Source organism: Companilactobacillus allii, from assembly GCF_001971585.1.
Lineage (GTDB): Bacteria > Bacillota > Bacilli > Lactobacillales > Lactobacillaceae > Companilactobacillus > Companilactobacillus allii.
On record NZ_CP019323.1, the window covers coordinates 640,786 to 654,624 of the forward strand.

The window sequence follows — 13,839 nt, forward strand, 5'->3', positions numbered from 1 at the left end:
TCTAAAAAATAATTAAGGCTGTTGCGATACCAAATCCAATACTAGTAGCGACTAAAACGGCATCAAGTATCTTAACCGCACCACTTAAGGCATGTCGCATGACCAATTCACGAAAAGCGTTGGTAATTGCAACTCCGGGAACTAGTGGCATAACAGCTCCAATAATAATATTGTGATAGTTATTAACTAAGTGAATGTCTTTTAAGATGATTCCCAAAAGAGCAATTGTGAATCCAGAAATGAATAAGTCGACATAAGGTAGTGGAGATATCTTTGATAAATAATATGAGATGGCATAACCGATCAATCCAACGATGAAACAATAGATAAAATAATGTACTGGCATGGTAGAGATCAGCATAGGGGCCATTGAGACCAATCCAGCTCCAAAGGCCTTTAAGTAAAACGGGAAATCAGTCGTATGTTTATCGCGATATATTTTGTCTATTTCATGTGCGAATTCTTTTGGAGTCATGACGTGACTAGCGAGTTTTCGTGACATTGTATTGATGTCATCGATCATTTGTAAATTAGTACCACCAAGATTGGATTTTATAAACTTTGAAGTTTCACCATCCACTTCAATAAAAACGGCAGTTACAGTGACATAACAATTAACACGATGGCCCAGTGAGTAGCCGATCCTAGAGATAGTGTCCTCAATTCGATAAGATTCAGCGCCACCATTGATCAATAGATAGCCAGTTTCTAAGCAAACCTCGGAAACTCTTTGGTAACTCATTTTCCGCATGGAACTTGCCCCCTTGTTTCGTATTCTCTAACTTATATAGTAGAAAAAAGTTTCTTGAATTAAAGTATAACGTCAAATTGATTTTTACAAAGTGATTTGACAGAATTGATTAAACTTTTATAATAGTCTTCAATGCATTTGTATGCTTATTTTAATATTTTTGGAATAAATAAGACTGTATAAATGTATTCTTTCTATATATAATGAGTTAAGTAACAATATATAGTATTTTCAGATACACTAATTGGAGTTTAATATGGACAATAATAATAATATGTCTAGAGCACAACGTAAGATTTCTAGAAATTCGGCTTTGTCTAACGGCAATGGCGGTGGTAGTGGTAAGCATCCATTCTTGAAAGTATTGGGGCTGACACTTATGATAGTCTTCTTTGCTGTTGGTGCTTACGGATTCAGATTGTACGCCCAAGCGCAAAATTCTCTAGGGAATACCTACAAGGCACTTGATGGCAAGTCTCCTTCTGCTAGGATTAGTGACAAGAAACCCGTCTCTATTCTGTTGCTAGGAGTTGATACAACTGATAACGGAGTTAGGGATTCTGAGAAAGATTATCGTGGTAATTCGGATACGATGATTATTGTAACGGTCAATCCTAAGACTAAAAAGACAACTATGGTTTCTGTACCTCGTGATACTATGACCCAGATTTGGAAGGGCGTTGGCAGTAACACTAAGAAAATCGCCAAGATTAATTCAGCTTATAATATTGGTAATGAAGAAAGTGCTGTCGTAACAACGGAGAAACTATTGAATGTACCAATCGATTATTACGTCAAAGTCGATTTCAATTCTTTGAAGAAAATCGTTAATGCCGTTGGTGGAGTAGATGTTAAAGTTCCTTTCAGTTTTTCATACGGAGATACCGGTGAAAAAGAATCACACTTCAAGAAAGGCAAGATGCACTTGAATGGTAAACAGGCTCTGGATTATTCTCGTATGAGATATGAAGATCCAGAAGGTGACTATGGTAGACAAAAACGCCAAAGACAAGTTATAACTGCTATTATCAAGAGTGCGGCAAGTGCTAAGACATTTACACGCTATCAAAAGGTATTGAATAGTATCTCTAATTCAATGACAACTAATTTGAGTTTTACTGATATGCAATCAATGTTTATAAACTATAGCAGTGCAGCTAAGAATATTGGATCAGATCATCTTCAAGGTTATGGTTCAATGATCAATGGCTCGTCATATGAAATTGCTTCAACTAAAGAATTACAACGAGTATCTAATAAATTGAGGAAACAATTAGATTTATCACAAGAAACTTTGAGTAATCATGAAACAAAACTTAATAAGTACAATGAGAAACTTGGGTTCTCGTTTGAGTATGCTGGTACGCAAACTCAAAATTATGTAACTACAATAAGTACAACGACTTCTAGCAATAGTAGTGTCGGTAGCACTGGTAGTACAAATAGTGGTGTTGGAACGGAAAATGAAAGTCGATTCACTGGGAGTGGTTCCGGTCCATCTAACTATTAATTAAATATAAAATACACATGAGGGCTGAAACCTGTATTTGTTTCAGCCTTTTGTTATGGTTAGAAGATTAAGGAGATTTAATATGAGTGTTTTAGAAGTACATGATCTAACTCAGCAGTTTTTGGATAAGAAACTGTATGATGATGCAAGTTTACAAGTTAATAAGGAAGATCATTTGGGGATAACTGGTCAAAATGGAGTTGGTAAGTCTACTTTTATCAAGATTTTGACTGGTCAGATTGAACCTGATGAAGGCAAGATCACTTGGCAAAAGCATCTTACTGTCGGTTATTTGGATCAGCAAGCCAAACTTGTCTCAGGGATGACGATAAAAGAATACCTACAGACAGCCTTTGCAAACCTATATGAAGCAAATGACAAATTAACAGATATATATATGAACAATCCAACCGATGATGATTTGGAAAAAGCCGGAAAACTCCAAGAGATTCTGGACGCAAATAACTTTTATGAATTGGATACACAAATAGAACAAGTAGCTACTGGACTAGGACTAGATGCAATCGGCTATGATCATGATGTGTCTCAACTCAGTGGGGGACAACGTTCAAAGATTATTTTGGCGAAGATTTTGTTAGAGAAACCAGACATGATCCTATTAGATGAGCCAACTAACTACCTGGATACTAATCATATCGAATGGTTGTCAGCTTATTTGAATGACTTTGAAGGTGCCTTCATCGTTATTTCCCATGATTATAATTTCTTAGATAAGATAGTTAACTGTGTAGCAGACATTGAATTTGGTAAAATCACCAAATATACCGGTAATTTGAAACAAGTTCAAAAGCAAAAGTCTGCCAATAAAGAAACATATATGAAAGCTTATGTTAAGCAACAAGAAAAAATTGCTAAAACAAAAGCCTATATCAGAAAATTCAAGGCTGGTACTAGATCAAAAAGTGCAAAGAGTCGTGAAAAGCAATTGTCACATATGGACGTTTTAACACCACCTGGTAATAAAAAGATTGGTAGTTTTGGATTTCCATATCAAGAAATACCAAGTTCTCGAATGCTTCTAGAAGTAAATGACTTAAAAATCGGATACGATAAGGCCTTATTTGAACAAGAACTCAATTTCTCTATTGTAAGTGGAGAAAAAATGGTCATCAAAGGATTCAACGGTATCGGTAAGTCTACATTGATCAAAACTCTATTAGGACAGATCAAACCTATATATGGTGACTTTGATTTTTCTGAAGTAGCAAAGATCGGTTATTTCAAGCAGGATCTAGTTTGGAAGAACAATATGGAAACTCCATTTCAGATCGTAAGTCGAGATCACCCAGACAAAGATGGAAAAGAAATAAGAAGAGTACTGGCTAGAACTGGATTAACTAATCAACAGATCATGTCTAACATCAGATCTTTATCCGGTGGTGAGCAGACAAAAGTTAAGTTAGCCGACTTAATGTTTGATCCAACCAACTTCTTATTCATGGATGAGCCAACTAATCATTTGGACGATGAAAGTAAAGCCGCTTTACGAAAAGGGCTTAGAAACTTTGATGGATCAATGATCCTGGTTACCCACGAAGAGGATTTCTATAGTAGTGACTGGATAGATAAGGTACTAGATATCGAAGAAATCAAAAAAAATTAACTTTTTTGCAAAAAGTACTTGCAAAGGTCAGGTCGCAATAGTAATATATATCTTGTTGTTGCGACAGTGCAACGGCGACAACGTCTTGAGAGCTTCCAACTCGATAGACATTGAAAAATTATTTTAAAAAGTTCTTGACTTATAGTTGACTACTTGATAAGATAATTGAGTCGCTTGTTAAGAAGTTCACTTCTTGACAGACAGTAGACCTTTGAAAACTGAACAAAGTTTTAACAATCAATTGTGTAGGCCTTTTAATTAAGGTTAATTTGTAACAAAGTAACAAGAAACATTGACGAAGTCAATGTTCGCTAGTTTTTAATTTTTGAGTCACAAACTTTTAATATGAGAGTTTGATCCTGGCTCAGGACGAACGCTGGCGGCGTGCCTAATACATGCAAGTCGAGCGAACTCTGGTTTTTGATTTTTGGTGCTTGCACCAAAATGATAAAACATTTGAGTGAGCGGCGGATGGGTGAGTAACACGTGGGTAACCTGCCCTAAAGTGGGGGATAACATTTGGAAACAAGTGCTAATACCGCATAACAACATTTACCACATGGTTTATGTTTAAAAGATGGTTTTGCTATCACTTTAGGATGGACCCGCGGCGTATTAGTTAGTTGGTGAGGTAATGGCTCACCAAGACCGTGATACGTAGCCGACCTGAGAGGGTAATCGGCCACATTGGGACTGAGACACGGCCCAAACTCCTACGGGAGGCAGCAGTAGGGAATCTTCCACAATGGACGAAAGTCTGATGGAGCAACGCCGCGTGAGTGAAGAAGGTTTTCGGATCGTAAAACTCTGTTGTTGAAGAAGAACATGCGTGAGAGTAACTGTTCACGTATTGACGGTATTCAACCAGAAAGCCACGGCTAACTACGTGCCAGCAGCCGCGGTAATACGTAGGTGGCAAGCGTTGTCCGGATTTATTGGGCGTAAAGCGAGCGTAGGCGGTTTATTAAGTCTGATGTGAAAGCCCTCGGCTCAACCGAGGAAGTGCATCGGAAACTGGTAAACTTGAGTGCAGAAGAGGAGAGTGGAACTCCATGTGTAGCGGTGGAATGCGTAGATATATGGAAGAACACCAGTGGCGAAGGCGGCTCTCTGGTCTGTAACTGACGCTGAGGTTCGAAAGCGTGGGTAGCAAACAGGATTAGATACCCTGGTAGTCCACGCCGTAAACGATGAGTGCTAAGTGTTGGAGGGTTTCCGCCCTTCAGTGCTGCAGCTAACGCATTAAGCACTCCGCCTGGGGAGTACGACCGCAAGGTTGAAACTCAAAGGAATTGACGGGGGCCCGCACAAGCGGTGGAGCATGTGGTTTAATTCGAAGCAACGCGAAGAACCTTACCAGGTCTTGACATACCATGAAAAGCTAAGAGATTAGTCTTTCCCTTCGGGGACATGGATACAGGTGGTGCATGGTTGTCGTCAGCTCGTGTCGTGAGATGTTGGGTTAAGTCCCGCAACGAGCGCAACCCTTATTACTAGTTGCCAGCATTCAGTTGGGCACTCTAGTGAGACTGCCGGTGACAAACCGGAGGAAGGTGGGGACGACGTCAAATCATCATGCCCCTTATGACCTGGGCTACACACGTGCTACAATGGTCGGTACAACGTGCTGCGAACTCGCGAGGGTAAGCAAATCACTTAAAACCGATCTCAGTTCGGATTGTAGGCTGCAACTCGCCTACATGAAGCTGGAATCGCTAGTAATCGCGGATCAGCATGCCGCGGTGAATACGTTCCCGGGCCTTGTACACACCGCCCGTCACACCATGAGAGTTTGTAACACCCAAAGCCGGTGGGGTAACCTTTTATTAGGAGCTAACCGTCTAAGGTGGGACAAATGATTAGGGTGAAGTCGTAACAAGGTAGCCGTAGGAGAACCTGCGGCTGGATCACCTCCTTTCTAAGGATAAGTGCGAAAGCACTACGGAATACACAAGTTAAAACTTTGTTTAGTTTTGAGAGGTCTATAATCTCTCAACTCGTACCTTGAAAACTGGATATTAAGTAATATTATGAATTAAAGAAACACCGAAAACTGCGCGATAAAAATGACGCAAGTCATATTTTGTCAAGGTTAAGTTATAAAGGGCGCACGGTGGATGCCTAGGCACTAGGAGCCGATGAAGGACGTAACTAACAACGATATGCCTCGGGGAGCTGTAAGTAAGCTTTGATCCGGGGATTTCCGAATGGGGGAACCCAATCATCGTAATGGATGATTACTTGTATGTGAATACATAGCATATTAAGAGGAAGACGCAATGAACTGAAACATCTAAGTAATTGCAGGAAGAGAAAGAAAATTCGATTCCCTGAGTAGCGGCGAGCGAAACGGGAAGAGCCCAAACCAAAGAGCTTGCTCTTTGGGGTTGTAGGACTGACGATATGAGAAAAAAAGTAAGTATAGCTGAACAACTTGGAAAAGTTGGCCAAAGAGAGTGAAAGCCTCGTAAGCGAAATACGAACTACTCTAGTCGGGATCCTGAGTACGGCGGAACACGAGAAATTCCGTCGGAATCTGGGAGGACCATCTCCCAAGGCTAAATACTCCCTAGTGACCGATAGTGAACCAGTACCGTGAGGGAAAGGTGAAAAGAACCCCGGAAGGGGAGTGAAATAGATCCTGAAACCGTGTGCCTACAAGTAGTCAAAGCCCGTTAAGGGGTGATGGCGTGCCTTTTGTAGAATGAACCGGCGAGTTACGTTTGCATGCAAGGTTAAGCAGAAAATGCGGAGCCGTAGCGAAAGCGAGTCTGAATAGGGCGACTAAGTATGTAGACGTAGACCCGAAACCAAGTGACCTACCCATGTCCAGGTTGAAGGTGCGGTAAAACGCACTGGAGGACCGAACTCATGTATGTTGAAAAATGCTGAGATGAGGTGTGGGTAGCGGTGAAATTCCAAACGAACTTGGAGATAGCTGGTTCTCTCCGAAATAGCTTTAGGGTTAGCCTCGGGGAATAGGATCATGGAGGTAGAGCACTGTTTGGACTAGGGGCCCGTCTTGGGTTACTGAATTCAGATAAACTCCGAATACCATTGATCTATACCCGGGAGTCAGACGATGAGTGATAAGATCCACCGTCGAAAGGGAAACAGCCCAGATCACCAGTTAAGGTCCCAAAATTCATGCTAAGTGGAAAAGGATGTGGAAACGCATAGACAACTAGGATGTTGGCTTAGAAGCAGCCATTCATTCAAAGAGTGCGTAATAGCTCACTAGTCGAGTGATTCTGCGCCGAAAATGTACCGGGGCTAAGCATGATACCGAAACTGTGGATGCATCGTAAGATGCGTGGTAGGAGAGCGTTGTAAGAGCATTGAAGCTGTACCGTAAGGAGCAGTGGAGTTCTTAGAAGTGAGAATGCCGGTATGAGTAGCGAAAGATCAGTGAGAATCTGATCGGCCGAAAGACTAAGGTTTCCTGGGGAAGGCTCGTCCTCCCAGGGTTAGTCGGGGCCTAAGATGAGACCGAGAGGTGTAATCGATGGATAACGGGTTGATATTCCCGTACTAGTTTATTTTGTTTGAACGATGGAAGGACGCAGGAGGATGATGTGTGCACACGGCTGGAAAAGTGTGTCCAATCAGAAAGTCTTGGTAAGAGTCAAATGCTTTTACCTTTAAGGACAATCTGTGATGGGGAGCGAAATTTAAGTAGCGAAGCACAGTAACTCACACTGCCAAGAAAAATTCCTAGTTAGAAATAAACTACCCGTACCGCAAACCGACACAGGTAGTCGAGGAGAGAATCCTAAGGTCAGCGAGTGAACTCTCGTTAAGGAACTCGGCAAAATGACCCCGTAACTTCGGGAGAAGGGGTGCTGGTGTAACAGCCAGCCGCAGTGAATAGGCCCAAACAACTGTTTATCAAAAACACAGGTCTATGCTAAATCGTAAGATGACGTATATGGGCTGACGCCTGCCCGGTGCTGGAAGGTTAAGAGGATCAGTTAGCGTAAGCGAAGCTGAGAATTGAAGCCCCAGTAAACGGCGGCCGTAACTATAACGGTCCTAAGGTAGCGAAATTCCTTGTCGGGTAAGTTCCGACCCGCACGAAAGGCGTAATGATTTGGGCACTGTCTCAACGAGAGACTCGGTGAAATTATAATACCCGTGAAGATGCGGGTTACCCGCGACAGGACGGAAAGACCCCATGGAGCTTTACTGTAGCTTGATATTGAGTTTTTGTGTGACATGTACAGGATAGGTAGGAGCCGTTGAAATCGGAACGCTAGTTTCGATTGAGGCATTGGTGGGATACTACCCTTGTTATATGAAAACTCTAACCTGCACCATTAATCGTGGTGAGGGACAGTGTCTGGTGGGCAGTTTGACTGGGGCGGTCGCCTCCTAAAATGTAACGGAGGCGCTCAAAGGTTCTCTCAGAATGGTTGGAAATCATTCGCAGAGTGTAAAGGCACAAGAGAGCTTGACTGCGAGACTGACAAGTCGAGCAGGTACGAAAGTAGGACTTAGTGATCCGGTGGTTCCATATGGAAGGGCCATCGCTCAACGGATAAAAGCTACCCTGGGGATAACAGGCTTATCTCCCCCAAGAGTTCACATCGACGGGGAGGTTTGGCACCTCGATGTCGGCTCATCGCATCCTGGGGCTGTAGTCGGTCCCAAGGGTTGGGCTGTTCGCCCATTAAAGCGGTACGCGAGCTGGGTTCAGAACGTCGTGAGACAGTTCGGTCCCTATCCGTCGCGGGCGTAGGAAATTTGAGAGGAGCTGTCCTTAGTACGAGAGGACCGGGATGGACATACCTCTGGTGTACCAGTTGTGCCGCCAGGCGCATCGCTGGGTAGCTACGTATGGAAGGGATAAACGCTGAAAGCATCTAAGTGTGAAGCCCCCCTCGAGATGAGATTTCCCATTCCGTAAGGAAGTAAGATCCGTTAGAGATTATGACGTAGATAGGCTGCGGGTGGAAGTATAGCGATATACGGAGCTGAGCAGTACTAATAGATCGAGGACTTAACCGAGTAAGTGGTTCGAAGTGTTTCTTATAATAATTCATATTAAACTTAATATCTAGTTTTGAAGGTACGAGTAGCGAATAGTGTGGTGGTAATGGCAAGAAGGATACACCTGTTCCCATGCCGAACACAGAAGTTAAGCTTCTTCACGCCAAAAGTAGTTGGTGGGAAACTACCCGCGAGGATAGGTAGCTGCCACGCAATTCGTTTAGAGGACTGTTAATTCAGTCCTCTTTTTTTGTCTCTAAAATGTAATATAAATAGTGTATACATATTTAATAATAGGCGTAAAATGATTTAATGATATAAGTGTATTAAGAATTTCTTTAATCATATTAAAACACACAGTTTCTGGCAAAAAATCACTTTAATTAAATTGCTTTGTCAGCTAAAATAATTTTGAATTTTAAATAATTATTTTATTAATAAAAACAAGTCGATTTTTTACTATGATATAATTAATTTAACCTGGGGGTGGCGACATTGGATAGTTTTACTGACTTATTTTTATCTAAATCGGAAATAGAAAAGATTCAATTATTCAACAAAATCAAACTTATTAGAACCAATCAATTGGCTAGTGCTGATTTAATTGGTACATATCGTAACCGCAATATTGTTGTCAAAGATATTAATCTTCGTAAGGCTGCTTATCAAATGAATAAGAGCTATGGAAGTGTTTACAATACCTTTTTAGGTATTCAAGAAGACTTCAATGATATTTTGGGGAAGAAAGATTATTCTGTTGAAGAAATGTTCAACGAAACACGTGATGGCTATCACGCATATTTAACTACAAGATCAGATGGTTATTTATTCTTAGATGCCATTGTTAAGAGTAAGGAAACATCATTTAAGCAATTTTATACTGACCTAAATAGTAGTAAGGCAACAGTACTGCGTCACTTGAAGCCAGTTCGTGGATATTTGAAGCGTTTTGGAGTTCGTATTGCATATGAACCAATGCGCTTTGTCGGCGATGAGGAAGCGATTCGTTTGGCTATTGCCGCTTTATACTGGAACGCTACAAGAGGTTACATATGGCCATTTGAGGACTTTACAAAGGAAACTGCTTACAGGGTAGTCGATATTGCTCTTGATAAATATCGTATGAAGCCTACTAATCAAATTACTAAGCTTTTTTATGCATTTGTAGTTATGTCTCATCTATATAGGATCATTGATGGAAACCATATGCAGAATATGGATGCTTTAAACGTTATTAATTATCCTTTCCCTAACATTTTTGAGGGTGCCAGTGAGATGTTAGAAGGTGACGGCGGTAGTGAGAAGATCAAAGAATTGAAACGTGCAATAAAAGAAGATGTTAGTTATGAGGAGCAAATGTTCCAATCAGCTGACTTCTATATTCTTTTGATGTGTGTTCCGACTACATTTGAGGTCTCAGATGAATATTTGCAGTCTGTATCCAAGCAACTTGTAAGATATAATCCATTGTTCGCCAACTTTATTGACGACTTTTTGGAACTTATTCCTATCGATGTAGAACAAACTATCTCAGATATGGCATTGTCCCACAAAGAATTTTTGCGTTATAAATATAATTTAACGACATGTATTATTGGCGTATTGGCACTAGATCGCAATTATATTGAGATACTTAATTTGTACTCTGGATTTGGTGATGCAATTAGTAAAATCAATGATGAGAATCTAGAAAGTAAAATTGGCTCAACTGTTCAACATTTAATGCTTCGTGATAAATATAGTTCTCTAAAAGGTAAATCCAAGCCTATTTCTGAAGCAATTTATGCGATAGCTTATAGATTCTTCTCACTATATAATAAAGATATTCAGGTCAAAATTTATCTAGAACTTGAATCATTCTTCCTAGTGTACTCAGACCTTTCAGTTACACTCCAATCATTACCATATACAAAGATCGTCAGTGATCCTAAAGATGCTGACATCATTGTTACAGCAAATAGTGACGATTTACCTGCTGACGAAATGAACGATGATATCTGTATATATCATTGGATGTATAACGGTGTCGATGGACAAATGGGTGGACTACTAAATCTTATTTATAAGATCTGGACTGAAGAGAAAGTTACTCAAAATCCAAAGCTTTAATTTTAAATTGGTTGCAATTTTTGTGAAAACATATTATGATGTAGCTTGTGCGATGAGTCGAGAGCCATCGAATTTGGATGGCATTCGTGGTAGGGTATCAAGCACTACTCGCAGGATTCGCGGGCGATATCTTCAGAAATTGTTGTGAACCAATTATCTGATTACTCATAAGAGTACTACCGTAAACCATGGTTGATTTTTATACCATGGTTTTTTTATTGGATAAAAAAATATAAGAGGTGAGAAAAGATGCGAGCTCAAAGAATTTGGTTATTAATTTTGAACATTACTTTTAATATGGTGATGGGATTTATATTGCCGGTGAATACAATTTTTATTCACAAAAACTTACATGAATCATTAACTACCGCTGGATTGGCTTTGATGATTTATTCAGCCTTTATGATGGTCGGTAATGCTATTGGTGGTGTGACGTTTGATCGTTTTTCAAGGCGTGGGACACTTTATGCGGGATACATTATTGCTGTAGGATCACTATTAGGCATGTCCATTCATCATGTGTGGCCGACTTATGCAATAATGCTTGTAATATTAGGCTTTGGTATGGGATTATCGTACACGGCGATTAATGCATATACAGCCTTTATTGCGGAGCAAATGTCAGGAGATAGTCGGGTTATTTTTAATAATATGTATTTAGCCGCAAATATTGGTATTGCTATTGGTTCAACTGCGGTAGGATTCATTTTTAAGCTTAGTATCTTTTTGACCTTCTTTATTCCAGTATTATTATTTGTGTTGTGTATTGTAATTTTGATTTTTAGAGGAAATTTGTTAGACCAAGAAAATGAGGCAGAATTAGAAAAGAGTGCCACTAGAACATATATTACTGAGGAAGTTGATCCAAGAATTAAAATCGGGGATTCCAGATTCAAAATTAATTTGATCATTATTTGTGCGGCTATTTTTGCAGTTTGGTTGGGATATTCTCAATGGGATAGCAATATGTCGATATACATGTTGAATAAAGGTTTCTCAACACGTCAATATGGACTTGTCTTCACGTTTAATGCTGCCTCATTACTGATTATTCAACCAGTGATGAATCGTGTCGTATCGAAGTTCTTTAAGCTTTTAAAGAATCAGATCCTGCTAGGAACAGCTATTATGGGCTTGTCATTTTTGATTTTACCTAAGGCACAAACTTATTTGATGTTTATTATCAGTATGTTGGTTCTAACTATTGGTGAATCAATGGTATTCCCAACCATTCCAGCTTTATTGAGTAAGATGTCGACTAATAAGAATCGTGGAACTTTCCAGAGCTTTTATAGTATTTTTGGTTCTTTAGGTAGAGCTTTAGGACCTTATGCGGGTAGTTTAGTGATTACTATGTTGTCATTTTCACATTTATTTATTATTATTACTGTGATGATGTTGATTTTTGCATTTGCTATGATTGGCGTTAAGGAATTAGAATAAGAACGTGAAAAATTAAAAGGAGAGAGTTATGACAATTATTATTATCGTTATATTGTTATTGCTAGCCGTTCTAATTTCGAACGCTCTTTTTTTATATCTACAAAAAAGAGGTTCCAACGCATTGAATGGTTCAGCACCAAAGATCAAACGTGATAGTGGTCTTGATGAGCGTACGGATGAATTTTTGAAAATGGATAAAGAAAAATGGATTATTGATTCTAAGTTTAATGGGAATAAACTAGTCGCATGGTTCACTAAGAATAAAAATTCTAAAGTAACGGTCATATTGGTTCATGGTTTTGCAGTGGATCATACTTCACTAGATATACATGCTCAGTTATTTAATCATCTAGGATACAATGTTTTGCAGATAGATAATCAAGCCTCTGGTCAAAGCGCTGGTAAATACATGGGGTATGGTTATATAGAAAGTCGTGACTTATTAGATTGGATCAGTGAAGTAAATCGGAGAACGGATGATAAAATCGTATTGTTTGGAGCTTCTATGGGTGCGGCAACAGTTATGTTGACATCTGGTGAGAGTTTACCTGATAATGTGTTAGCAGTGATCGAGGATTCAGGATATACTAGTGCGGAAGATATTCTCAGCTATCATTGTAAGGATCGTTTCCATATCAGAGGTTTGTGGCTGATCAAGGGAGCATCTGTGATATCGAGAATTCGTGCTGGATTTTTTTATGGTCAGGCCGATTGTACTAAGGCATTAGAGAAATGCCAATTACCAGTATTATTTATGCATGGGAAAAATGATTTTACGGTTCCATTTGAAATGGAGAAAAAGTTATCCACCTGTGGAAACTTTGACAGAATGATTTATTCTAGTAACGGAGTTCATATCCGAAGCTATTATATAGATTCTGTTAAATATCAAGAAACTGTGGAAAACTTTTTGAGCCATTATCTTTAGGAGGAAAATATGAAAATTGTAATTAGCGACTTTATTGAAAAGGTAACAGAAGGAACATTTGAACAAAATAGTTTACAAATAAGTAAGGATGATTTGTTACAAGAAAGTACTTGGTCAATTGAAAAGGCTAAAGAACAGATTACTAAGGATCTAGCAGACAATAAATTGTCACAAGTCATGATCCATGTGGCTGATTCAGAGTTTGATATTGATTATTATATTGAAACTGGAGTTATCAATTTACCATTTGATGATGGCAAGAAAGTAACTCATTTCTTCGATGACGATGTTGAAGCTGAGACAAAGATATATCTGTCAACTCGTTGTGATTATTTGAATGCATCAAAGTTTCATATTGATTTGATTTCAGAAAAAGACTTGAGTGAAGATGAAATAAAGAAAACTATGAGTATAATGAAAGAGAACTATGAAACTTCTTCTGAAAATTTCAGTAAGAAAGATGAATTAGAGAAAGAAGAATAATT

At 39.4% G+C, this 13,839-nt stretch carries 7 protein-coding genes and 3 rRNA genes; 9 read left to right on the forward strand and 1 reads right to left on the reverse strand.

Annotated elements, in window-relative coordinates; genetic code table 11:
• Position 1: 1 nt before the first annotated feature.
• Positions 2 to 751, reverse strand: coding sequence for a threonine/serine exporter family protein (locus BTM29_RS03055; RefSeq protein ID WP_076614103.1), 750 nt, complete (start codon positions 749 to 751; stop codon positions 2 to 4).
• A 256-nt stretch (positions 752 to 1,007) separates the two neighbouring features.
• On the opposite strand from BTM29_RS03055, the gene BTM29_RS03060 reads away from it, so the two are divergent.
• The 9 genes from BTM29_RS03060 (at position 1,008) to BTM29_RS03100 (ending at position 13,837) form a co-directional block, all read left to right on the forward strand.
• Positions 1,008 to 2,261, forward strand: coding sequence for an LCP family glycopolymer transferase (locus BTM29_RS03060; RefSeq protein WP_083685908.1), 1,254 nt, complete (start codon positions 1,008 to 1,010; stop codon positions 2,259 to 2,261).
• A gap of 82 nt (positions 2,262 to 2,343) precedes the next feature.
• Entirely contained in the window at positions 2,344 to 3,885 is a 1,542-nt protein-coding gene (locus tag BTM29_RS03065) for an ABC-F family ATP-binding cassette domain-containing protein (protein ID WP_076614104.1), read from the forward strand.
• Positions 3,886 to 4,226: 341 nt separating this feature from the next.
• Positions 4,227 to 5,803 (forward strand): 16S ribosomal RNA (locus BTM29_RS03070).
• A 172-nt stretch (positions 5,804 to 5,975) separates the two neighbouring features.
• Positions 5,976 to 8,892, forward strand: a 23S ribosomal RNA gene (locus BTM29_RS03075).
• A 78-nt stretch (positions 8,893 to 8,970) separates the two neighbouring features.
• Positions 8,971 to 9,087 (forward strand): 5S ribosomal RNA (gene rrf, locus BTM29_RS03080).
• The 16S, 23S and 5S rRNA genes sit together here, the layout of an rRNA operon.
• Before the next feature lie 273 nt (positions 9,088 to 9,360).
• Positions 9,361 to 10,983: a helix-turn-helix domain-containing protein gene (locus BTM29_RS03085; protein ID WP_225972224.1), complete on the forward strand. Its 1,623-nt coding sequence runs from the start codon at positions 9,361 to 9,363 to the stop codon at positions 10,981 to 10,983.
• Positions 10,984 to 11,232: 249 nt separating this feature from the next.
• Positions 11,233 to 12,426, forward strand: coding sequence for an MFS transporter (locus BTM29_RS03090; protein WP_076614106.1), 1,194 nt, complete (start codon positions 11,233 to 11,235; stop codon positions 12,424 to 12,426).
• A gap of 28 nt (positions 12,427 to 12,454) precedes the next feature.
• Complete coding sequence (locus BTM29_RS03095; RefSeq protein WP_076614107.1) at positions 12,455 to 13,354, forward strand: alpha/beta hydrolase; 900 nt, start codon at positions 12,455 to 12,457, stop codon at positions 13,352 to 13,354.
• 9 nt (positions 13,355 to 13,363) lie between these two features.
• On the forward strand, positions 13,364 to 13,837 hold the full coding sequence (locus BTM29_RS03100; RefSeq protein WP_076614108.1) for a hypothetical protein: 474 nt from the start codon (positions 13,364 to 13,366) through the stop codon (positions 13,835 to 13,837).
• Positions 13,838 to 13,839 lie beyond the last annotated feature (2 nt).